Consider the following 22,681-nt stretch of genomic DNA (forward strand, 5'->3'; position numbering starts at 1 on the left):
ATGAATATAAAAGATTTTTTACTTGAATTTAAAACTGAAATTAGCAATAACGAATATAATACTTATATTTCTCACTTACAATTTAGTGAAAAATTAAGTAAAAATAATATCTTAGTATTTATCGCACCAAATCATTTTTTGGCTAAATTTATACAAACAAAATACGCACAAAAACTAGCTTATTTTTATGAAGTAAAAACAGGAATTAATCCTCAAGTTAAAATCATTACAAATAATCAAAAGGTAGAAAAAAAGCATTTTTCTACAGATATTTCACAGATTAAATTTCAAAGCACTATTTTAAATCCTTCTTTTACTTTTGAAAGCTTTGTTGTAGGAGATTCTAATCAATTTGCCTATGCAACCTGCAAAGCCATTACTGATAAAAGCAAACTTGGAAAATTATATAATCCTATCTTTATCTATGGTCCTACAGGACTTGGAAAAACTCACTTGCTTCAAGCTGTAGGAAATGTGTGTTTAGATAATGGATATAAAGTTATTTATGCTACAAGTGATAATTTTATCAATGATTTTACCATGCATTTAAATAACAAAACTATGAGCAAATTCCATGAAAAATACAAAAATTGTGATGTTTTACTCATCGATGATGTGCAATTTTTAGGTAAAACAGACAAAATTCAAGAAGAATTTTTCTTTACTTTTAATGAAATCAAAGAAAAATTCGGACAAATCATTATGACAAGTGATAATCCTCCAAATATGTTAAAAGGTATAACAGAACGCTTAAAAAGTCGTTTTGCAAATGGAATCATCGCAGATATCACTCCACCTCAACTTGATACAAAAATTGCAATTATTAAGAAAAAATGTGAATTTAATGCCATTTATCTTAAACCTGAAGTCATAAGCTATATTGCTACTTCAATGGGAGATAATATCCGAGAAATAGAAGGAATGATTACAAATTTAAACGCTCAAGCAAGACTTTTTAATCAAGAAATAACTTTAGAAATCGTTAAAAGTTTTATGAAAGATCACATTAAAGAAACAAAAGAAAATATCAGTGTTGAAGACATACTTGCTGATGTTTCAAAAAGCTATAATCTTAAGCCAAATGATATAAAATCAAATAAAAAAACACAAAATATTGTTATGGCAAGAAGGGTTGTGATATTTTTAGCAAGAGAGCTTACTACTATGTCTATGCCTCAACTTGCTAGATTTTTTAATATGAAAGATCACACCGCCATTTCGCATAATATTAAAAAAATTCAAGAACTAATGAGCGAAAATGAAAATTTAAAAGCCATAGTAGAAGAATTAAGAAATAAAATTTTGACAAAAATAAAAAGCACCCTGTGAATAAAAGTGAAAAATAAAAAAATTTTATTCTATGAGTAAAATTTCTATAAAAAAAGACTTTTAAAAAGCATTTCACATTTTCACATTGCTTATTATTATGATAAAATAAATTTAAAAAATAAAGGAAGTAAAAATGAAAATTAGCATTAATAAAAACACTCTAGAATCTGCCATAGTTTTAACTAACTCTTATGTAGATAAAAAAGACTCAAGCAATATCGCTTCTCACTTACTTTTTGAAGTAGTTGAAGATAAATTAATCATAAGAGCAAGTGATTATGAAATAGGTATTAATTATAAAATAAAAAAAATCAAAGTTGAAAGTGCAGGTTTTGCAACTGCTAATGCTAAAAGTATTTTAGATATTATTAAAAGTTTAAATAATGAAGATGTAGTCTTAGAAACTATAGAAAATTTCCTTTTTATTAGACAAAAAGGAACTAAATATAAACTTCCTATGTTTAATTATGAAGATTTCCCAAATTTCCCAAGCACTGAAGGAAAAGATAAATTTGATATTGATTCAAGTGATTTAAGTAGATCTTTGAAAAAAATTCTACCTGCAGTTGATACAAATAATCCAAAGTATTCTTTAAATGGTGCTTTACTTGATATAAAAACTACTCACATTAGTTTCGTAGGAACAGATACTAAACGCTTAGCAGTTTTTACACTAAATAAAACAAATGAAAAAGAATTTAACCTTTGTATCCCTAAAAAAGCTATTTTAGAAATGCAAAAAATCTTTTTTGAAAAAATTGAAATTTATTATGATGAAAATATATTGATTGCAAAAAATGATAATTTTGAGTTTTTCACAAAACTTATTAATGATAAATTCCCTGATTATGAAAGAGTAATTCCAAAAAATATCACAAAAGAATTTATTTTTAAAACTGAAGAATTTATGGACGCATTGAAAAAAATCAATGTGATCACTGAAAAAATGAAATTAAATTTCCATAAAGATAAACTTGTATTTGAAGGTATTAGTTTAGATAATATGGAAGCAAAAACTGAACTCGAAATGGAACTTAATATAGATGAGGAATTTAATCTTTGCATTAAAAATAAATTCATCACTGACTTTTTAAATTCTATTGAAAGTGAAACATTTAAACTTAGCATAAATGAACCTCATATGGCCTTTTTAGTTTCAAGTGAAGAATTACAAACTGTGATTATGCCAGTTATTTTATAAGGAAAATAAATGCAAGAAAATCAAAATTATGGCGCAGGAAATATTAAAGTTTTAAAAGGCTTAGAAGCTGTTAGAAAACGCCCTGGTATGTATATAGGTGATACCAACATAAATGGACTCCATCATATGATTTATGAAGTAGTGGATAATTCTATCGATGAAGCTATGGCAGGTTTTTGTGATACGATCAATATAGAAATCACTACTGAGGGCTCTTGTATAGTGAGTGATAATGGTAGAGGAATTCCAGTTGGAATTCACCCTACTGAAAATATCCCTACTTTAACTGTAGTTTTAACTGTACTTCATGCAGGTGGAAAATTTGATAAAGATACTTATAAAGTTTCTGGTGGTTTGCATGGGGTTGGTGTGAGCGTTGTAAATGCTTTATCAAAAAAGTTAGTTGCTACAGTGCATAGAGATGGAGAAATTTATAGACAAGAATTTTCAGAAGGTAAAGTAACAAGCAATTTTGAAACTATAGGTAAAAGTAAAAAAACAGGAACAATCATAGAATTTTGGCCAGATGATCAAATTTTTGAAGTGACTGATTTTGATTATGAAATTTTAGCAAAAAGATTTCGTGAACTTGCATATTTAAATCCAAAAATTACTATTAATTTTAAAGATAACCGTGTAGGAAAAGCAGAAAGCTTTCATTTTGAAGGTGGTATAAGTCAGTTTGTTACAGATTTAAATAAAAAACAAGCTCTAACTAAGGCGATATTTTTCAATGTAGATGAAGAAGATGTAAATGTTGAAGTAGCATTGCTTTATAATGATAGTTATAGTGAAAATTTACTTTCTTTTGTAAATAATATCAAAACTCCAGATGGTGGTACACACGAAGCAGGTTTTAGAATGGGTTTAACTCGTGTTATAAGTAATTATATTGAAGCAAATGCTAGTGCTAGAGAGAAAGACTCTAAAATCACAGGTGATGATGTAAGAGAAGGTTTAATAGCAGTTGTAAGTGTAAAAGTACCTGAGCCACAATTTGAAGGACAAACTAAAGGAAAATTAGGTTCAAGCTATGTTAGACCTATAGTTTCTAAAGCTTCTTTTGAGTATTTGACAAAATATTTTGAAGAAAATCCTATCGAAGCAAAAGCTATCATGAATAAAGCTTTAATGGCTGCTCGTGGTAGAGAAGCAGCTAAAAAAGCTAGAGAATTAACAAGAAAAAAAGAAAGTTCAAGTGTAGGGACTTTACCAGGAAAATTAGCTGATTGTCAAAGTAAAGATCCAAGTGAAAGTGAAATTTATTTAGTTGAGGGTGATAGTGCTGGAGGTTCTGCAAAACAAGGTAGAGAAAGAACTTTCCAAGCGATTTTACCTTTAAGAGGTAAAATACTCAATGTTGAAAAAGCAAGACTAGATAAAATTTTAAAAAGTGAACAAATTCAAAATATGATTACAGCTTTTGGTTGTGGGATTGGTGATGAGTTTGATATAGAAAAATTAAGATATCATAAAATCATTATCATGACTGATGCTGATGTGGATGGTTCTCACATACAAACTTTGCTTTTAACATTTTTCTTCCGTTTTATGAATGATCTTGTAACAAATGGACATATTTATTTAGCTCAACCACCTTTATATCGCTATAAAAAAGGTCAGAAAAAAGAAATTTATCTAAAAGATGAAAAAGCTTTAAATGACTATTTAATTGAAACAGGTATAGAAAGTTCTACTTATGAAGGTATAGGATTAAATGATTTAAAAGATTTTCTAAAAATCGTTACAGCTTATAGAAGTGTTTTAAAAGAATTAGAAAAAAGATTTAATGTAATTTCAGTGATTAGATACTTGATAGAAAATCCTGATTTGATAAAAGCTTCTAATGAAGAATTATTTAAAGTTATAAAAGAATTTTTAGAAAAACAAAATCACAATATCTTAAATTCATACATCAATGAAAATGAAATTCGTGTTTATGTGCAAACTGAAAATGGTTTAGAAGAGCTTATCATCAATGATGATTTATTTGCTAATCCTTTATATGAAGAGGCAAATTATATTTATCAAAAAATCAAAGATAGAGATTTAAAATTTGATAAAGATATTTTAGAAATTTTAGATGAAGTTGAAAAAAATGCTAAAAAAGGTGCTTATATACAACGCTATAAAGGTCTTGGTGAAATGAATCCTGAGCAACTTTGGGAAACAACTATGGATCCAAGTAATCGTCGTTTGTTAAAGATCACCATAGAAGATGCTCAAAGAGCAAATGATACTTTTAACCTTTTCATGGGTGATGATGTAGAACCACGCCGTGAGTATATACAAGCACATGCTAAAGATGTTAAACATTTGGATGTTTAATCTTTAAATGATTTTTTAATTGGAGGGCAAGGTCATAGTGGAAAGACCTTGCTTGCTCAAAAACTTCTTGAAAAATTTTCTTATCCTTATTTGAGTTTAGATCATCTAAAAATGGGTTTGATTAAGGGTATGAAAGATTTTCCTTTTAAAGTAGATGAGGATGAAAAAATAGCTGAGTTTTTATTTCCTATTGTAGATGGTATAATTCAAACTTGTATAGAAAATAGACAAAATTTAATCATTGAAGGAATTTATCTTACTCCAAAAAAGCTACAAAAATTTCAAAATCATTCTAATATTAAAATACTTTATATCATTTTTTCAAAAGAATATATTTTGCAAAATTATGAATTAATTTATCAAAAAGAAAATGCTATAGAAAAGCGTTTATTTAGTGAAAAAGAAGAAATAGACATTCTTATTTTAAATCATCAAAAACTTAAAACTCAATGTAAAAATTTAAATCTTCCTTTCATAGAAATTCAAAAAGACTACGAAGTTGAATTAAAAAATGCAATAGAATTCTTTGCTTAAAAGCAAGTAAATAGTTATATAATATCTAAAAAATTATAAGGATTAAAATGCATTTTACTCAGCAGCAATTGCAACGATTAATGCTTCATTATGCAGGGAAAATCGCTAAAGATAGAAAAGAGCAAAAAATAAAATTAAATTATAATGAAGCTTTAGCTTATATATGTTATGAATTAATGGAACTTGCAAGAAAAAATTTAAGTGTAAGTGAATTGATGAGTATAGGGAAAACTTTACTTACAAGTGAAGATGTGATTGATGGTGTTGCAAGTATGCTTGATGAAATTCAAATAGAACTTCCTTTTGAAGATGGTACAAAATTAGTTACCATACACGAGCCTATAGCAAATGATGATAAAATAAAAGCTGGAGAGATGTTTTTATCATCAGAATTTATTGTGCTTAATGAAAATAAAACTTCTATAGAAATCAAAGTAAGCAATAAAGGTGATCGTCCTATACAAGTTGGCTCGCATTTTCATTTTTTTGAAGTTAATCGCTTTTTATCTTTTGATAGAGAGAAAGCTTATGGAAAAAGGTTAAATATCGCTTCAGGAACAAGTGTGAGATTTGAACCAGGTGAAGAAAAAACAGTAAGTTTAATAGAATTTGGTGGTTTAAAAAAGGTTTTAGGTTTTAATAATCTTTGTGATGATTTTATCAATGATAAAAATAAAACTAAAGCTTTATCAAAAGCAAAAGAGAAAGGATTTCTTTGATTAAGATTAGCAAAAAAGACTATGTAAATATGTATGGTCCAACAACTAATGATAGAGTAAGATTAGCAGATACAGATTTGATTTTAAGAGTAGAAAAAGATTATACTTTATATGGCGAAGAAGTTAAATTTGGTGGTGGTAAAAATATTAGAGATGGTATGGCTCAAAGTGTGAGTGAGGGAGATTTTCCAGATTTAGTTTTAACTAATGCTTTGATTGTTGATTATACTGGTATTTATAAAGCAGATATTGGTATAAAAAATGGCTATATAATAGGTATAGGAAAAGCAGGTAATCCTGATATACAAGATGGAGTTGATCCTAGCTTAGTTATAGGCACAAGTACAGATATTATCGGTGCAGAAGGTTTAATAGTAACTGCAGGTGGTATTGATACTCATATACATTTTATTTCCCCAACTCAAATTGAATGTGCCTTATATAGTGGTGTTACTACTATGATAGGAGGTGGCATAGGACCAAGTGAGGGAACAAATGCAACAACTTGTACAAGTGGAGCTTATCATATACATTCTATGTTAAAAGCTACGCAAAATTATCCTATGAATTTTGGCTTTTTAGGTAAAGGAAATTCAAGTAATAAAAATGCTTTGAAAGAGCAAATCATAGCCGGTGCATGTGGCTTAAAAATTCATGAAGATTGGGGTGCTACTTCTAGTGTGATTGATGCTAGTTTAAATATAGCTGATGAAATGGATATACAAGTAGCCATTCATACAGATACTTTAAATGAAGCAGGTTTTGTAGAAGATACGATTAAAGCTATTAATGGTAGAGTTATTCATACTTTTCATACTGAAGGTGCAGGTGGTGGCCATGCTCCTGATATTATTAAAATGGCGGGTTTTGAAAATGTTTTACCTGCAAGTACTAATCCTACTATGCCTTTTACTAAAAATACCATTGATGAGCATTTAGATATGCTTATGGTTTGTCATCATTTAGATAATAAAATCAAAGAAGATGTTGAATTTGCAGATAGTAGAATTCGTCCTGAAACTATAGCAGCAGAAGATAAACTTCATGATATGGGTGTTTTTAGCATTATGAGTAGTGATTCTCAAGCTATGGGACGTGTAGGTGAGGTGATTTTAAGAACATGGCAAAGTGCTGATAAATGCAAAAAAGAATTTGGTGCCTTGAAAGAAGATAATGATTTAGATGATAATTTTCGTATTAAACGCTATATAGCAAAATACACTATAAATCCTGCTATTGCACATGGGATTGATAGCTATGTTGGTTCTATTGAAGTAGGAAAATTTGCTGATTTAGTGCTTTGGCAACCTAAATTTTTTGGAGTAAAACCAAAGCTTATTTTAAAAGGTGGCTTGATAGTAGGTGCAAAAATAGGCGATGCTAATGCTTCTATCCCAACGCCTGAACCTATTATCTATGAAAAAATGTTTGGAGTAAATTTAAATGAAAATGCTTTACATTTTGTTTCTAAAGCTTCTTTAGAGGCTAATATGCCTGAAAAATTAAGCTTAAAAAGAAAATGTGTTGCAGTAAAAAATTGCAGAAATATTACTAAAAAAGACTTGAAATTTAATGATAAAGTTCAAGATATAGAAGTAAATCCACAAACTTATGAAGTAAAAATAAATGGTGAGCTTATTAGCTCTAAGAGTGTTGATTCTTTAGCTTTAGCTAGAAAATATTTTATGATTTAATGATTTTACTTCAAAATAAAATAACGCATTATGATTTAAACAAAGAATGCGATTTTTTAGAACTTAGTTGGTTTGATACTTTTAAAAAGATATTAAGAACAACAACTTTAAAAGGACTAGATGTCGCTATAAAAATGCCTGATAATAAAGGTTTAAATCATAATGATTGTTTATATGATGAGGATTTTTTGATTTTAGTGAAGATTAAACCTGAAAAGGTTTTAAAAATTCATATAGAAAATGAATACAACCTTGCTTTAATAAGTTATCAAGTGGGCAATATGCATTTAAATTTATTTTATAAAGATCATAAACTTCTTACTTTAGAACAAAACTCTATTATAAGGTTTTTAGAAAAATTTAATATAAAATACGAAAAATGTGAGGAAATTTTAGAGCCAAAATATATGCTTGATATGCCAAGTTTTATCCAAGTTGATCCAAATTTTAAACTTATTAAAGAATAAAGATGAATAAATTAAATTTTTTACTTTTACAAATTAGTGATTCTTCTTTTCCTATAGGAGCTTTTTCACATTCTTTTGGTTTAGAATCTTATGTGAATTTTGCTTATATAAAAAATATAGAAGATGCTAAAAAAGTTTTAAAAACTCAGCTTTATTCTAATATTTTGTATTTTGAACTTTTAGCTTTGAAAATAGCTTATGAAAATGCAAATGATGTAGAAAATTTACTAATTTATCAAAGAAAATTTTTATCAAGTATAGTTGCAAAAGAACAAAGTCAAGCTTATATTTTTTTAGCTAAACGCTTCGTAAAAAATGTCAGTCTTTATGGATTATCAAATCCTTTATTAAATCAATACATTAAAGAAAATCAAACTCCTATTTATCCTTTTGTGTATGCTTTATTTTGTAAAGATAATGAGCTTGATTTTATGTATGAAAGTTTTTTGTTTGCTTTAATGAGTAATTTTATTAATATTCTTGTGAAAATTGTGCCTTTATCACAAAATGAAGGGCAGATTTTACTTTTTCAACTACAGCAAGATTTTCAAAATGTTCTTTCTAAATTACAAAATTTAAGTTTAAAAGATTGGTGTGAAAATCACAATATCTTAAATGATTATTTGGGTATAAAACACCAAAATTTAGCATTTAAAATTTATATTTCTTAAAAGGGTTATAATGGTTAAAATAGGCATAGGTGGTCCTGTGGGTAGTGGTAAAACAGCTTTGGTATTAAATTTATGTCAGGCTTTAAAAGATAAGTTTTCTTTGGCTGTGATTACGAATGATATTTATACAAATGAAGATGCAAATTTTTTAATCAAACAAGGCGTTCTTGAAAAAGAAAGAATCATAGGAGTGCAAACTGGAGGTTGTCCTCATACAGCTATTAGAGAAGATGCTTCTTGTAATCTTGAAGCTGTTGAACTTTTACAAGAGCGTTTTAGTGATTTAGATCTTATTTTTATAGAAAGTGGTGGAGATAATTTATCGATGACTTTTTCACCTGAACTTGTGGATTTTTTTATTTTTGTTATAGATGTTGCTCAAGGAGAAAAAATTCCACGCAAAGGTGGTCCTGCTATTTGCAGGTCTGATTTAATGATTATCAACAAAATAGACTTAGCTCCTTATGTGAATGCTTCTTTGAAAATCATGCAAGAAGATACTTTAAAAATGCGTGGTAATAGACCTTTTATCATGAGTAATCTTCAAACTAAAGAAGGTTTAAAAGAAATTGTTACTTGGATTAAAAAATACACACTTTTAAAGGATTGATTTGTTTACTCAAAAGAGTGTTTTTAAACTTACATTAGATACTATCAATGAAAAAACTATTATAAAAAATTCTTTTTTTACTCCTCCCTTTAAGCTTATGAGAAATTTTTATGATAAAAAATTAACTAGTATATATGTTTTAAATTCTAGTGCTGGAATTTTCAAAGAAGATCATCTAAGTTTTAAAATTATGTGTAAGAAAAATACAAATACTGCTATACTTACACAAAGTTATGAAAAGGTATATGATACTAAAGATTCTTTTGCGAGTAAAAATATTGATTTTACTCTTGAAGAAAATGCAAGCTTTTTTTATATGCCAAAGCCACTTTTACTTCAAGAAAATGCAAATTTTTTACAAAATACAAAGATTAACCTAGCTTCTTTTTCAAAATTGGTTTATGTTGATTTTGTTATTTTTGGTAGAGTAGCTATGAATGAAAAATTTGCTTTTAAAAATTATGATAGTTTAACTCAAATTTATAGAAATGACACTTTGATTTTAAATGATAAAATTAAAATCAATCCTTCTTATATGAGAGAAAATGAATTAAATTTTTTTGCAAATTATACGCATTATTTGAGTATTTATCTTTTTGGATATGATGAGTTTTATGAAGAATTAAAAGTTTCATTTGATGATATAAATCAACTTTTTTATGAGGGTTTGTGTATAAAAATTCTTAGCAATGAAAGTGAAAAATTACTTTTACTTCAAGATAAGCTTTTTAAATTTTGTCAAAATAAAATATAAAATATTGTGGTATTATAAAATTTTTAAAAACAAACTAAGGATTGTAAATGCGATATGGTGAAAAAGAAATCAAAGAATTTAGCGTAGAAAATATGGAAGTTTGGCCAAATGATGCTAAAAACGATTATGTGATTAAAATTACTTTGCCTGAATTTATGTGTTGTTGTCCGCGTAGTGGATATCCTGATTTTGCTACTATTTATCTTGAATATATACCAAATAAATTAGTAGTTGAACTTAAAGCTATAAAACTTTATATTAATACCTTTATGTATAAAAATATTTCACACGAAGCGAGTATTAATGAAATTTATAACACTTTAAAAGAAAAACTTGATCCAAAATGGATAAAAGTAGTAGGTGATTTTAACCCTCGTGGTAATGTTCATACCGTGATTGAATGCAGATCTGATTTAGTAGTACCACAAAATTAAGTTTTTATTAAAAATAAAAGGATATATTAACTCTTATTTTAAGGAGGAAAATATGAAATTAAAATTATTTAGTTTAGTTGCAAGTGTGGCTTTGGTTTCAAATTTAGCTTTAGCTGATGAAAATTCAGGTTTGCTTTTAGGTATTGATGCAGGATGGTTTCATACTAAAGTAAGATCTGATCTTGATCATAGTAAAACAAAAAATGTTAAATATAATGGTGATTTAGAAGGTAACATCCCTGTTTTTGGTTTAAGAGTTGGTTATCGCTTCAATGAAAACCATAGACTTTATGGTGCTTATAATTATTCAAGTGAATTTAGTGATGTAATCAATACCACAAGATTTAAAATTGATGGAGAATTTACTACACATAAATTTTTACTTGGTTATGATTTTACTCCAAAAATCTTTGAAAAAACAAGAGCAGTTTTAGGTGTATATGGTGGTTATGCAAGAACAGACATTACTTTAAAAACAAACTTTTTATCTTTATCTCAAAACTTTGATGGCTATACTTATGGAGCAAAAATTGGTGCTTTATATGAGTTAAATCAAGCAAATGAAATTGAGTTTGGTTTTAAAGCTGAACAAACTCATTATAATACAAGAAATTTTTACCAAAATGTAGTAGGCTCGAACTTTTATGATCCTAAACAAACAAATTATGGTTTGTATCTAGGATATACTTATAAATTTTAAGGAGAATTTATGCCAAAAGATGCAAATGGAACTGAGCTTAATGCAGGTGATAGTGTAAGTGTTGTGAAAGATTTAAAGGTTAAAGGTGCAAGTACTACTTTAAAACGTGGTACAACTATAAAAAATATTAAACTTACAAATAAAGACACTGAAATTGAAGCTAAGGTGGATAAATTTGGTGTGATTGTTTTAAAAACTGAATTTCTTAAAAAAATATAGTAAAAATTCCCAATCAATCTTGGGAATTTTCTTCTTGATAAACACAATGTTTAAAAATAAATTGATGGTCTTGAGGTAAATTTTCAAATAAAGCATTTGCTAAATTTCTTATCTCCCAAAGGGCTGATTTTGAACTTCTTAGAGTGATAAAATTCTGTAAACTTCTTGCATTGATAGTTAAGGTTAATTCTGTTTTATAGCTTTCTGGTAAGCAGTATTTTGCTATGTCTAAACTAATGCTATTTTGCAAAATCAAACGCAAATTTTCTAAAGCTTTAATACTTGCATTATCCACCACTTCATTTCCGGTTAATACTAGGTACCTTTTAGCATTTTCAAAGTTATTTTCTTTAAATTCACTTTCATTTCTTAGTTCTTTCAAAGTATATCTTGTGCTTTTTACGCTAGGACTAGTGTGGCGGTGTCTTGCAACTTCTTGTAAGCATGCTCTTGAAATACCTTGTATATAAAAAGTATAGTTTAAATGCTCTAAGGTTGAAGCATGTTTGAATTTATTTCCTACTCGATCGATTAATTCTTTATCTTTTTCGCCACCACAATCGCCTTTGTCAAAACTTTGCCAACATGTTCTTGTCGCATGAGAGCATACAGAAAGTGGAGTATGATTTAATAATGTGATTTTCATCAAAAAATTCCTTCAAAAATAATTGAATTTTACACAAATGTTTATAAAAATAAAATTTTTTATTCGTTATAATTTTAAAAAAAGAAATTAAGGTTATTTTATGAAATTAAAACAAACTAAGTATATTTTTGTAACCGGTGGTGTTTTAAGCTCATTAGGAAAAGGTATAGCAGCAGCTTCTATAGCTACGATTTTAAAAAATTCAGGTCTAAAAGTAAGCATTTTAAAAGCTGATCCTTATATCAATGTAGATCCTGGTACGATGAGCCCTTTAGAGCATGGGGAAGTTTTTGTTACAGATGATGGAGCTGAGACAGATTTAGACTTAGGACATTATGAGAGATTTTTAAATGAGAGCTTATCTCAAGATAATAACTTCACTACAGGAAGAGTTTATCAAAGCGTTATAGAAAAAGAAAGAAGAGGAGATTATTTAGGAAAAACTATACAAGTTATCCCTCATATAGTTGATGAGATAAAAGATCGTATTAAAAAGGCCGGAGTTGATAAAGATATTTTAATTGTTGAAATAGGTGGTACAGTAGGAGATATAGAAGGTTTACCATTTTTAGAAGCCATTAGAGCTTTAAAACTTGAAGTGGGTAAATATAATGCTATTAATATTCACTTAACTTTGGTACCATTTATCAAAGCAGCAGGCGAACTTAAAACAAAACCAACTCAACATAGCGTGGGAGAATTACGCCGTATAGGTATAAGTCCTGATATGATTATTTGCAGAAGTGAAAAGTCTTTAGATAGAGAATTAAAAGATAAAATTGCAATTTCATGCGGAATTGAAAAAAATTGTGTTATAGAAAGTGTAGATGCAGCTAGTATTTACCAAATCCCACTAAATTTCTTAAAACAAGATATTTTAAATTCCATTGCAAGTTTATTAGATCTTCAAAATTTAAAACCAAATATGAATGAATGGGATTCTTTGGTAAAAAGAGTTATTGCTCCAAGTAATGAACTTAGTATAGCTTTTGTAGGAAAATATGTTGATTTAAAAGAAAGTTATAAAAGTTTAACAGAGGCTATAATACATGCTGGAGCAGCACTTGATGCAAGAGTAAATTTAAAATGGATTGATAGTGAAAAATTAGAAAATGCAAATGTCGAAGAAAGCTTTAAAGATGTAAGCGGAATCTTAGTAGCAGGCGGTTTTGGCTACCGTGGGGTAGAAGGAAAAATCAAAGCTATACAACATGCAAGAGAAAATAAAATTCCATTTTTAGGAATTTGTTTGGGTATGCAGCTTTCTTTAGTGGAATTTGCACGCAATGTTTTAAAACTTGAAGATGCAAATTCTCATGAATTTAATCCAAATTGTAAAAATCCTATTATCTTTTTGATTGATGAATTTATTGATACAAGTGGAGAAAAGCAAATTAGAACAAGTAAAACTCCACTTGGTGGAACTATGCGTCTTGGGGCTTATGAGTGTCATATCAAGCCAAATACACTTTTAAGTAAGGTTTATGATAATCAAAAAAGCATAAAAGAACGTCACCGTCACCGCTATGAAGCTAATCCAAAATACAAGGAAATGTTTGAGAAAAATGGACTTATTATAAGTGGAGAAAATGAAGGCTTGGTCGAGGCTATAGAGCTAAAAGATCATCCATTTTTCTTAGCAGTACAGTTTCACCCTGAATTTACTTCACGTTTAGTTAGGGTTAATCCTGCTATTTTATCTTTTATCAAGGCATCTTTAACAAATCATGCTAAATAAAGCCAAAATAAAAGAAATCTTACACCAACGTTTTATCAACGATACGCATGTAAAGCTTTGTGATTTACCTATGCCATCTTGTTTAAAAGATGTCTATAAGGGTGCTTTGCGTGTTAAAGAAGCAATTGAAAAAAACCAAAAGCTTGCTATTGTTGGAGATTATGATGTAGATGGAGTGATTTCTTGTGTGATTTTATCTGAATTTTTTGATGATATCGGATATGACTATGTGGTTAAAATTCCAAATCGTTTTAAAGATGGATATGGTCTAAATGAAGAAATCATCAATGAGCTTGATGGGGTAGATTTAATCATCACTGTAGATAATGGTATAGCAGCATTTGATGCAGCAGAGCTTTGTTTGCAAAAAGGAATTGACTTAATCATCACTGATCATCATATGCCCCCAGTTACTTTACCAAAAGCTTATGCTATTATCAATCCCAAACAACAAGATTGCGAATTTCCTGATATTGAAATTTGTGGTGCTCAAGTGGCTTGGTATTTAGTCGCTGCGATAAAAGAAGTATGTAAGATTAATTATAATATGTGTAAATTTATAGAGCTTTTATCTATTGCAATTATTGCAGATATGATGGAACTTAGAGATTTAAATAGGGCTTTAGTTAGAAAAGGTATAGAGTGTATCAATGATTCTAAGCGTGTAGCATTTAAAGCGATTAAGCAGTATTTTGGTAAAGATAAATTTGAACTAGACAATATTAGCTTTTTAATTGCACCTTTGATTAATAGTGCAGGTAGAATGGATGATGCGATTATTTCTTATAAATTTTTACACTCTAAAAATATTAATGAAGTTATGGGATATTTAGAACAAATTATTGCTTATAATAATAGCCGTAAAGATGAAGAACGCGAACTTTTTAGGCAATGTTTAGATCAAGTTGATGAAAATGATCCTGTGATTATTGTTAATGGTCAAAATTGGCATGAAGGTGTTTTAGGAATAGTTGCAAGTCGTTTGGCAAAACATTTTAACAAGCCTGCCTTTGTTTTTTCAGAATGTGAGCAAAAGGCTAAAGCTAGTGTTAGAAGCGTAGGTAGGATAGATATTTTAAATGTTATAGAACAAGCTAAAGAATTTGTTTTAAGTTATGGTGGACATAAAGGTGCTGCTGGGGTTTTAGTAGAGCTTGAAAAATTTAGCATTTTTAAAAATAAACTTTATGAAATTTGTCAAAATATTCCTAAAGATGATTTCTATAATGCTGATGAGATTCTAGGTAGTATTGATCCGAATGAAGTTGATTTTGAACTTTTGGAAATACTAGAATTTTTTGAACCTTTTGGGCATAAAAATCCAAGACCATATTTTAAATTTGATAAGCTTTTTGTAAAAAATAAAAAAAGACTAGGTAAAGAAGAAAATCATATAAAACTTATTTTAACACAAGGAAATAAGACTTTAGAAGCTTTATTTTTTAACTTTGATTATGAACCAGAAATTGGGGAAAATATTGATTTTATAGCTAGTATTTCCAAAAATAATTTTAGAGGTTTAATTACGCCACAACTTACCATCAAAGAAATTCTTAGATAATTTATTAACTTAATTATATATTTTTATTTATAAATTTTCTATAGCATAAGCATTATAAAGGAGTAAAATGTTAAAAAGAATTTTATTACTATTAGTATTTTTTAATTTTACTTTTGCCTTTGATACAAAAATTTTTATAGGCGATACTTATATACCTGAAAATTTCTATAAGTATGATAAAGACTTTAAAGCAGCGGCTAGAAAATATAATATACCTATGGCTTTACTTAAAGCCATAGCTTTAACGGAAAATGCTACATATAAGCATAATATCATCGGTAAAAATAAAAATCAAACAAGAGATTATGGTTTAATGCAAATTAATAGCATTCACTTAAAACGCTATGGAATTGATGAGAAAGAGATTGTAAAATCTAGTGTAAATATAGACACAGCTGCAAGATTGCTTCATGAGATTATACAAAAGTATGGTTTTAGTTGGAATGCTATTGGAAGATATCATTCAGCAAATGATAAATACAAAAACATCTGGCTTGATAAAGTAATGAAGAATTTAGTTGCTATAGTTTTAAAAGATAGTAAAGATCTCTTTGTAATGGAAAAATTTAGAGCCTTTAAACTTGCTTCTCTTTTGATGAATGTAGATAAAGAACAATACAGATTTTTATTAGCAAGTAATAATTAATAAAACAAGAAATTATAAATTTTCTTGTTTTAAGGCTTCTGCTTGATAATAAGCGATTAGCGGTTCAATAATCTCATCAAAAAGACCACTTTCTAAAATTGCATCAAGTCTATATAAAGTAAGATTTATTCTATGATCACTAATTCTATTTTGAGGGAAATTATAAGTGCGTATGCGTTCACTTCTATCGCCACTTCCAACTTGTGATTTTCTTGCTTGGCTTTCTTTTGCTAAGCGTTCTTGTTCTTGCATTTCAAAAAGTCTTGCTTTTAAGACTTTCATGGCACTTTCTTTGTTTTTATGTTGGCTTTTACCATCTTGATTTACTACAACTATACCTGTTGGAATGTGAGTGATTCTTACAGCACTATCTGTGGTATTTACGCTCTGTCCACCATGACCGCTACTACGCATTACATCGATTTTTAAATCATTTGGATTGATTTGAATTTCAACATCATCAACTTCAGGCATAATAGCCACTGTAATAGCTGAAGTATGAACTCTACCTTGAGATTCTGTCTCGGGCACTCTTTGAACTCTATGTGTTCCACCTTCATATTTTAGTCTTGAATAAGCACCATTTCCTTTGATGAGAATGATGATTTCTTTAAATCCCCCTACGCTACCTTCGCTTGAGCTCACGATTTCGTATTTATAGTCGCGATTTTCTGCATAGCGTATATAAGCTTTTACTAAGTCCCCAACAAATAAAGAAGCTTCATCGCCACCTGTGCCTGCACGAATTTCTAAAAAGATATTTTTATCATCATTTGGATCTTTAGGTAGTAAAAGAATTTTTAATTCTTCTTCAAGTTGTGGTTTCAAAATTTCAAGATTTTTAAGCTCTTCTTTTGCAAGTTCCCCTAATTCAGCATCGGATAAAAGAAGTTTATTTTCTTCTATATCATCTAAGGTTTTAATATATTCTTTTGCTTTTTCTACTATAGGTTCTAAATTTTTTTGCTCTTTAGATAGAGCTGTCATTTTAGAAATATCATTAGAGATATTAACATCGCTAAGAAGAGTATTTAACTCATCAAAGCGTGCTAAAAAAGGTTTGAGTTTATCAGCTAACATTAAATTATGCTAATTTATTTACCAATAATGCTAATCTGCTAACACGGCGTGATGCAGTTTGTTTTTTCAAAAATCCGCGACTTACCATAGCGTGAATACTTTTATTAGCTACTTTTAATGCATTTTGTGCAGCTTCTTTATCATTGTTTGCTGCTGCTTCACGAACAGCTTTTGTAATGTTTTTTAATCTTGTTCTATAAAATCTATTTCTTTCAGTTCTTTTGATAGTTTGTCTTGCTCTTTTTTCAGCAGATTTATGGTTTGCCATAATTTTCCTTTTTTATATAAATTAAATTGCTAATTATACAAAATTAAAATTAAATTTTAATTAATTTAAGTATTTTTAAAGTATTAATTTTAATATTTGACATCGTTTGTTTTTAGAAAATCTCGTAGTTTTTCATACTCACTATTTTCTAAGTAACGATACTTTCCAGCTTTTAACATGCCAAGATCTAATGCCCCAAATGCCACTCTTTTAAGATCCATCACTTCTAAATCAAAATACCCAAAAAAACGTCTTAGCTCTCTATTTTTACCTTCATTAATGATTACTTTTAGCTTCGTATAGCCTCCACTAGAACCAAAAATTTCAAAGCCTAAAAATGGAGCAAAACTCATTGAGGTTATTTTGGTTTTAGCGTGAGCTCCTTTTTTTTCATTTTGAATTTCTAAGCCATTTTGCATAGCTTCGATGACATTTTTATCTATGCTGCCTTTTACTTTTAAATAATATTCTCTTTCTAAATCACTATGCATAAGTGCATTTGCTATCACAGGTGAGTCAGTTAGTAAAAGTAAACCTTCACTTGCAAAGTCAAGCCTTCCTATGCTAAGCCAAGTACTAAATTGTTTTGGCAAAGTATGATAGATGGTTTTTCTACCTCTATCATCTTTTTTACTAACTATTTCACCTTTTTGTTTATGATAAATGATGACTGAAAATTGTGTTTTTTTATGGAGTTTTTTACCATTGATAAAAACTTTATCTTCGGAATTTACACTATCACTTAGCAAGGCTGTTTTTTTATTGATTTTTACTAAGCCTTGCTTGATTAGTTCATCAGCCTCACGGCGAGAATATTTGCTATTGTGTGAGATGAATTTATTAATTCTCATTTATTTTGCCTTAGTTTGTTTGAAAAATTAATTCGTGATTTTAACATTTTTATTATTTGCATTTGCTTTTTATAAGAAATTAAAAACATGAAAAGTATCAAAGAAACAATAAAATTGAAATATATTCCATTAGAAAAAATATTGATTATGGTATCGATATTTTTTATAGTATTTTGAGAAAAATAATATGGTAAATATATTAATGCATTTACCATAATGCTTATCAAAAATGTAAATTTAAAAAGTCCTAAAGCATAAAAAATACACTTTATACTATAACTTAAATGAAAAATAATATAAGCAAGATAAAGAGATTTTATAATGTTGGAAATTTGGTTATTTAAATTTAATCCTACTAAATTTGCTATGATATCAATATAAAAATAGCTTGTGATAAATAAAAATACAAAAATGTTATTTGTCAAAAATACAAAAATCAATTTGTTTTTAAAAGAAATTTTATCTTTTCCTGCAATAATTTTTTGAATAATATTGCCAAAACTTAAAATCAAAGCAAGTATAATTCCCCAAAAATAAGCCATAGCTGTAAAGTATTCACTATTTTTGTGCATTAGATTTAAACTTGTTAAAATTACAACTATATAAGATGTGTTGTCTAAGAGTTGTTCTATAGCTGGATACATATGTTCTTTTGAAAAGAATTGTTTTTTAATATACATATAGTAGATTTTGTAATTTTTTATTAAAGACTTATATATAAAAATTTTTGTTTGTACGCAATAATATATACTACTTACTATTAATACTAAATTAGAAAAAATAGAGCTTGTATTTACAGAATATACACCAAAATCTGTATAGTTTAAGAAAATAAGATCTATAAAAAAACTAATGGTAAATTTTAATGAAACAAATAAAACTAGTATGTTTCTTTTTTCTTTTATTAAAAACAAGGTGGTAAAAAACAATACAACAAATTCTAAGCAACCATTAAGCCATTGAAAATATAAAAATAGATAGTGTGAATTTATATCATAATTAACAATTTTTGCAATTAACCAAATACCTCCGCTCCATCCTATGCAAATAAATAAAAAGCAAAAAAGTAAAACAAAGTAAAATATTTTTAGTGGATTTTTTTTATTTTGCTCCAAAAGATAGAATAATGGTGCAATTAAAAAGGCTTGCAATATTTCTAATGTAGCTTGAAGCCAAGTTATTTGAGAAAGAATATCTAATTGGTTTATATCGCTTTGTATAAAATAAATTCTAAAAAATTCATTGATTTTTGGTAAAAAATATAGTAGTAAAAAAATGAAGAAATAGGATATATTATTTTTTAATAATTTTAAACAATCATTTTTTAAATTTCTCATTGTTTTTAACTCTAGAAAATTTAAAATTATCCAAAGTTTTATTGTAAAAAACTTTGGATGGTAATTACATCACAAAAATAGTTGGTACTATGGTTGGATATTTTTTGATTTTTCTAAAAATATGCTTTCTTAGTACTTGTCTAATTTGAGCTTCTAAAACTTTCGGATTATCTAAAATTTCATCTTTTACATTAGGGAAAAATTGACTTAAAACATCACTCATTTCTTTTGAGAATGCTCCATCTTGTTTATCAGCTACCAAGCCATAACTAAATACTCTTGGCTTATTAATAAGAGTTTTACTTGCTTTATCAAGCTGAGCGATGATGACAACTATACCGCTATCTGCTAGTTTTTGTCTATCAATTACCACATCATCTGCGATTTGTTTGTTGATTTGATTATCTACAAAGACTTTTCCTGTTTTAACTGTTTTTACACGTTTGATGTATTTTTGGCAAAGTTCTACTTGATCTCCATCACTCATTAAGTAGATATTTCTTTCAGGTATGCCACATTTTAGTGCGGTTTCTTTGTGCTTGTTGATATGATTGTACTCTCCATGTACTGGTAAGAAAAATTTAGGTTTTACTAAAGTTAGCATGAGCTTTTGTTCTTCTATACTAGCATGTCCACTTACATGAATTTCACTAAATTCTTGATAAGCTACTTTAGCTCCTGCTTTTAAAAGAAAATCAAGCACAGCAGAAACATTTGCTTCATTACCCGGTATTGCTTTAGCTGAAATGATAACTTGATCGCTAGGTTTGATTTTGATAAATTTATGCTCATCAGTTGCCATTCTATATAAAGCACTCATGGTCTCGCCTTGACTTCCTGTTGTGACAATTAGTACTTCATTATCTTTATATTTGCTTACTTCATCTGCGTCAATGAAAATTTTTCTGTCAAGCTTGATATAGCCAAGTTCCATAGTAGTATAGAGATTTCTTTCCATAGAACGCCCTATAACACATACTTTTCTACCATATTTTAAACCATAGCTAATAGCTTGATATACACGGTGGATGTTAGAACTAAAGGTACTCATGATTACCCTGCCTTTAGTTTTGGCAAAAATTTGATCAAAAGTAGGCCCTACGGAGCTTTCACTTTTTGTATAACCTTCTTTATATGAGTTTGTACTATCGCTTAAAAGACAAAGCACACCTTCTTCACCATATTGAGCTAAACGACTTAAATCCGTTGGATAACCATCGATTGGTGTTTGATCTATTTTAAAATCTCCTGTGTGAATGATGGTTCCTGCTTTAGTTTTAATAGCTAAAGCACAAGCATCGATGATAGAGTGGGTTATATGAATCCATTCTAAATTAAACTCACCTATTTCATAAATTTGTCTTTTTGTTATAGGTCTAAACCATTTACGCTCAGCTTTTAAACCATGCTCTTCAAATTTATTTGAAATCATACCTAGTGCTAAAGGTGTTGCATAGATAGGAAATTGAAATTCTTTGAAAAAATATGGCACAGCACCGATGTGATCTTCATGAGCGTGAGTGATGATGATAGCACGAATTTTGTTTTTAATCTTTCTTACATAGTCAAAATCAGGTATGATAATATCTACTCCATGCATGGTTCCATCTGGAAAACTCATACCTATATCAACAATAATTGCATCGTTGTTGGTTTCAAATATAGTAATATTTCCACCAATTTCTCCAAGCCCACCCAAAGGAGTAATACGAATTTTGTGTTCACTTGAGTTATTATATTTTAAAGGGTAAAGTCTTAGCTCATGCATGATTTTATTAGCTTCTATGCTTTTAGCAAGTTCTATTTGCCATTCTTCATTACCATTTAGTTTAGAAGGTAAATTTCTATTTTTTTTCTTTTTCTTTTTCTCTTCATTATTTTCAGCTTGAGTATTTTCTACTTTTGTTTCATTTTTAATTTCACTATTTTGTTCTTGATTTTGTGAGTCTTTTTTTCTTTTATTTCTAAATTTATTAAATTTTTTAGGTTTATTTTGCTCTTGATTTTTGTTTTCTTCGCTCATAGTCATCCTTTAAATAGTTATAAATTTTAAGGTATGAATCAACGCTAATTTCATGAGCTCTTGAGGTAGAAGAGATGTTTAGTGCTTCAAATGCTTTTAAAATTTTTTCTTTTTTATTTTTAAAATTAGATAAGAGTTGTTTTCTAGGATTTTGAAAACAAACTCTAAGAAAATCTTTAAAAGCTTTTATATTTTCACATTTTTGCTGATAATGAGTAGTTTTTATTAGCTTCATTACAGCTGAAGTAATTTTTGGTGGAGGGTTAAAGCTTTGTGGTTGTATATCAAAAAGCATTTGTCTTTGGCATATTAATGCACAAAGTACTCCTAAAGCCGAAAAATTACTCTCTTTTTCATTTGCACAAAATTTTTGTGCTACTTCTTTTTGCACCATTACTATAAGCCCAAGGCAATTTTGATCTTCTAGGGCTTTTAAAATCAAATTTGTAGCAATATAATATGGTAAATTTGCTACTAAAAAGTACTCTTTATCGCTTAAACTTCCTTGATTAAATGCATCACTTGCATCTTGATGGATAAGCTCAAAATTTCCACCTTCAATCTCATTTTGAAATTTTTTATTTAAAATAGGAATCAAATCTTTATCAATCTCATAAGCTCTAATGCGAGCTTGTGGGATTTTCAAAAGTTCTTGCGTTAAATCACCTAAGCCAGGCCCAATCTCAACTATATTTTTAGTATCTTTGGGTATGGCTTGGATGATTTTATCTACCACGCTTTTATCACATAAAAAATTCTGTCCAAAATGTTTTTTTGCTTTTATCATAAATTTATTTTATCTAAAAAATATTAATTATAGCATTATTTTAAGCACTAATTAGATAAAATTTGAATTATTTTTTATAAAGGC

23 protein-coding genes are annotated in these 22,681 nt (G+C 28.2%); 16 read left to right on the top strand and 7 right to left on the bottom strand.

The annotated features are described in order from the left end of the window. The 13 genes from dnaA (at position 1) to CORN_RS00065 (ending at position 11,660) form a co-directional block, all read left to right on the top strand. Complete coding sequence (dnaA, locus tag CORN_RS00005) at positions 1 to 1,329, top strand: chromosomal replication initiator protein DnaA (RefSeq protein ID WP_066007632.1); 1,329 nt, start codon at positions 1 to 3, stop codon at positions 1,327 to 1,329. Positions 1,330 to 1,462: 133 nt separating this feature from the next. Further along, entirely contained in the window at positions 1,463 to 2,530 is a 1,068-nt protein-coding gene (gene dnaN / locus CORN_RS00010; RefSeq protein ID WP_039617031.1) for a DNA polymerase III subunit beta, read from the top strand. 9 nt (positions 2,531 to 2,539) lie between these two features. Next, positions 2,540 to 4,858, top strand: coding sequence for a DNA topoisomerase (ATP-hydrolyzing) subunit B (gene gyrB / locus CORN_RS00015; RefSeq protein ID WP_066007639.1), 2,319 nt, complete (start codon positions 2,540 to 2,542; stop codon positions 4,856 to 4,858). 18 nt (positions 4,859 to 4,876) lie between these two features. Next, complete coding sequence (locus CORN_RS08410) at positions 4,877 to 5,392, top strand: zeta toxin family protein (RefSeq protein WP_066007641.1); 516 nt, start codon at positions 4,877 to 4,879, stop codon at positions 5,390 to 5,392. Between the two features lie 47 nt (positions 5,393 to 5,439). Continuing rightward, complete coding sequence (gene ureB, locus CORN_RS00025) at positions 5,440 to 6,111, top strand: urease subunit beta (RefSeq protein ID WP_066007642.1); 672 nt, start codon at positions 5,440 to 5,442, stop codon at positions 6,109 to 6,111. Further along, positions 6,108 to 7,805, top strand: a complete 1,698-nt coding sequence (gene ureC, locus CORN_RS00030; RefSeq protein ID WP_066007644.1) for an urease subunit alpha — start codon at positions 6,108 to 6,110, stop codon at positions 7,803 to 7,805. The genes ureB and ureC overlap by 4 nt, the downstream gene beginning before the upstream one ends. After that, positions 7,805 to 8,272, top strand: a complete 468-nt coding sequence (locus CORN_RS00035; RefSeq protein ID WP_052243344.1) for an urease accessory protein UreE — start codon at positions 7,805 to 7,807, stop codon at positions 8,270 to 8,272. Before ureC ends, CORN_RS00035 begins: the two co-directional genes overlap by 1 nt. A 2-nt stretch (positions 8,273 to 8,274) precedes the next feature. Continuing rightward, positions 8,275 to 8,943: an urease accessory protein UreF gene (locus CORN_RS00040; protein ID WP_066007646.1), complete on the top strand. Its 669-nt coding sequence runs from the start codon at positions 8,275 to 8,277 to the stop codon at positions 8,941 to 8,943. 10 nt (positions 8,944 to 8,953) lie between these two features. Then, complete coding sequence (gene ureG / locus CORN_RS00045) at positions 8,954 to 9,553, top strand: urease accessory protein UreG (protein WP_066007647.1); 600 nt, start codon at positions 8,954 to 8,956, stop codon at positions 9,551 to 9,553. Position 9,554: 1 nt separating this feature from the next. After that, positions 9,555 to 10,307 (top strand): urease accessory protein UreD, encoded by a 753-nt coding sequence (locus tag CORN_RS00050; protein ID WP_066007648.1) that lies wholly within the window; start codon positions 9,555 to 9,557, stop codon positions 10,305 to 10,307. 47 nt (positions 10,308 to 10,354) lie between these two features. Continuing rightward, positions 10,355 to 10,741: a preQ(1) synthase gene (gene queF, locus CORN_RS00055; protein WP_039666335.1), complete on the top strand. Its 387-nt coding sequence runs from the start codon at positions 10,355 to 10,357 to the stop codon at positions 10,739 to 10,741. 52 nt (positions 10,742 to 10,793) lie between these two features. Further along, positions 10,794 to 11,441 (top strand): outer membrane beta-barrel protein, encoded by a 648-nt coding sequence (locus tag CORN_RS00060; protein ID WP_066007649.1) that lies wholly within the window; start codon positions 10,794 to 10,796, stop codon positions 11,439 to 11,441. 9 nt (positions 11,442 to 11,450) lie between these two features. Beyond that, complete coding sequence (locus CORN_RS00065; protein WP_039617052.1) at positions 11,451 to 11,660, top strand: alkylphosphonate utilization protein; 210 nt, start codon at positions 11,451 to 11,453, stop codon at positions 11,658 to 11,660. Between the two features lie 13 nt (positions 11,661 to 11,673). Here the strand turns inward: CORN_RS00065 and thyX are convergent, their stop codons facing one another. Continuing rightward, positions 11,674 to 12,306, bottom strand: coding sequence for an FAD-dependent thymidylate synthase (thyX, locus tag CORN_RS00070; RefSeq protein ID WP_066007650.1), 633 nt, complete (start codon positions 12,304 to 12,306; stop codon positions 11,674 to 11,676). 100 nt (positions 12,307 to 12,406) lie between these two features. Here thyX and pyrG point away from each other — a divergent pair, with 100 nt between their 5' ends. The 3 genes from pyrG (at position 12,407) to CORN_RS00085 (ending at position 16,251) form a co-directional block, all read left to right on the top strand. Then, a complete protein-coding gene (gene pyrG, locus CORN_RS00075; RefSeq protein WP_066007655.1) occupies positions 12,407 to 14,044 on the top strand; it encodes a CTP synthase in 1,638 nt (545 codons plus the stop codon). Further along, entirely contained in the window at positions 14,034 to 15,605 is a 1,572-nt protein-coding gene (gene recJ / locus CORN_RS00080) for a single-stranded-DNA-specific exonuclease RecJ (protein ID WP_066007657.1), read from the top strand. The genes pyrG and recJ overlap by 11 nt, the downstream gene beginning before the upstream one ends. A 67-nt stretch (positions 15,606 to 15,672) precedes the next feature. Then, positions 15,673 to 16,251 (top strand): lytic transglycosylase domain-containing protein, encoded by a 579-nt coding sequence (locus CORN_RS00085; RefSeq protein WP_066007659.1) that lies wholly within the window; start codon positions 15,673 to 15,675, stop codon positions 16,249 to 16,251. A 12-nt stretch (positions 16,252 to 16,263) separates the two neighbouring features. On the opposite strand, the gene prfA is transcribed toward CORN_RS00085, so the two are convergent. From prfA to rsmA, 6 genes are all read right to left on the bottom strand, one after another. Then, positions 16,264 to 17,331, bottom strand: coding sequence for a peptide chain release factor 1 (gene prfA, locus CORN_RS00090; RefSeq protein WP_066007661.1), 1,068 nt, complete (start codon positions 17,329 to 17,331; stop codon positions 16,264 to 16,266). A 4-nt stretch (positions 17,332 to 17,335) separates the two neighbouring features. Further along, complete coding sequence (rpsT, locus tag CORN_RS00095; protein ID WP_039617063.1) at positions 17,336 to 17,599, bottom strand: 30S ribosomal protein S20; 264 nt, start codon at positions 17,597 to 17,599, stop codon at positions 17,336 to 17,338. Positions 17,600 to 17,688: 89 nt separating this feature from the next. Next, complete coding sequence (locus tag CORN_RS00100; RefSeq protein WP_066007663.1) at positions 17,689 to 18,450, bottom strand: pseudouridine synthase; 762 nt, start codon at positions 18,448 to 18,450, stop codon at positions 17,689 to 17,691. Next, positions 18,447 to 19,787, bottom strand: coding sequence for a hypothetical protein (locus CORN_RS00105; protein WP_066007665.1), 1,341 nt, complete (start codon positions 19,785 to 19,787; stop codon positions 18,447 to 18,449). Before CORN_RS00105 ends, CORN_RS00100 begins: the two co-directional genes overlap by 4 nt. A 64-nt stretch (positions 19,788 to 19,851) precedes the next feature. Then, positions 19,852 to 21,810 (bottom strand): ribonuclease J, encoded by a 1,959-nt coding sequence (locus CORN_RS00110; RefSeq protein WP_066007667.1) that lies wholly within the window; start codon positions 21,808 to 21,810, stop codon positions 19,852 to 19,854. Then, a complete protein-coding gene (rsmA, locus tag CORN_RS00115; RefSeq protein WP_066007669.1) occupies positions 21,776 to 22,597 on the bottom strand; it encodes a 16S rRNA (adenine(1518)-N(6)/adenine(1519)-N(6))-dimethyltransferase RsmA in 822 nt (273 codons plus the stop codon). The genes CORN_RS00110 and rsmA overlap by 35 nt, the downstream gene beginning before the upstream one ends. Positions 22,598 to 22,681: the final 84 nt, after the last annotated feature.

It is taken from the genome of Campylobacter ornithocola (assembly GCF_013201605.1).
Taxonomy (GTDB): Bacteria; Campylobacterota; Campylobacteria; order Campylobacterales; family Campylobacteraceae; genus Campylobacter_D; species Campylobacter_D ornithocola.

Bases quoted from the DNA above. Each gene is read 5' to 3' on its own strand.
- dnaA (WP_066007632.1), top strand. From the start codon at position 1: ATGAATATAAAAGATTTTTTACTTGAATTTAAAACTGAAATTAGCAAT.
- dnaN (WP_039617031.1), top strand. From the start codon at position 1,463: ATGAAAATTAGCATTAATAAAAACACTCTAGAATCTGCCATAGTTTTA.
- gyrB (WP_066007639.1), top strand. From the start codon at position 2,540: ATGCAAGAAAATCAAAATTATGGCGCAGGAAATATTAAAGTTTTAAAA.
- ureB (WP_066007642.1), top strand. From the start codon at position 5,440: ATGCATTTTACTCAGCAGCAATTGCAACGATTAATGCTTCATTATGCA.
- CORN_RS00035 (WP_052243344.1), top strand. From the start codon at position 7,805: ATGATTTTACTTCAAAATAAAATAACGCATTATGATTTAAACAAAGAA.
- CORN_RS00040 (WP_066007646.1), top strand. From the start codon at position 8,275: ATGAATAAATTAAATTTTTTACTTTTACAAATTAGTGATTCTTCTTTT.
- ureG (WP_066007647.1), top strand. From the start codon at position 8,954: ATGGTTAAAATAGGCATAGGTGGTCCTGTGGGTAGTGGTAAAACAGCT.
- queF (WP_039666335.1), top strand. From the start codon at position 10,355: ATGCGATATGGTGAAAAAGAAATCAAAGAATTTAGCGTAGAAAATATG.
- CORN_RS00060 (WP_066007649.1), top strand. From the start codon at position 10,794: ATGAAATTAAAATTATTTAGTTTAGTTGCAAGTGTGGCTTTGGTTTCA.
- CORN_RS00065 (WP_039617052.1), top strand. From the start codon at position 11,451: ATGCCAAAAGATGCAAATGGAACTGAGCTTAATGCAGGTGATAGTGTA.
- thyX (WP_066007650.1), bottom strand. From the start codon at position 12,306: ATGAAAATCACATTATTAAATCATACTCCACTTTCTGTATGCTCTCAT.
- pyrG (WP_066007655.1), top strand. From the start codon at position 12,407: ATGAAATTAAAACAAACTAAGTATATTTTTGTAACCGGTGGTGTTTTA.
- recJ (WP_066007657.1), top strand. From the start codon at position 14,034: ATGCTAAATAAAGCCAAAATAAAAGAAATCTTACACCAACGTTTTATC.
- CORN_RS00085 (WP_066007659.1), top strand. From the start codon at position 15,673: ATGTTAAAAAGAATTTTATTACTATTAGTATTTTTTAATTTTACTTTT.
- prfA (WP_066007661.1), bottom strand. From the start codon at position 17,331: ATGTTAGCTGATAAACTCAAACCTTTTTTAGCACGCTTTGATGAGTTA.
- rpsT (WP_039617063.1), bottom strand. From the start codon at position 17,599: ATGGCAAACCATAAATCTGCTGAAAAAAGAGCAAGACAAACTATCAAA.
- CORN_RS00100 (WP_066007663.1), bottom strand. From the start codon at position 18,450: ATGAGAATTAATAAATTCATCTCACACAATAGCAAATATTCTCGCCGT.
- CORN_RS00105 (WP_066007665.1), bottom strand. From the start codon at position 19,787: ATGAGAAATTTAAAAAATGATTGTTTAAAATTATTAAAAAATAATATA.
- CORN_RS00110 (WP_066007667.1), bottom strand. From the start codon at position 21,810: ATGAGCGAAGAAAACAAAAATCAAGAGCAAAATAAACCTAAAAAATTT.
- rsmA (WP_066007669.1), bottom strand. From the start codon at position 22,597: ATGATAAAAGCAAAAAAACATTTTGGACAGAATTTTTTATGTGATAAA.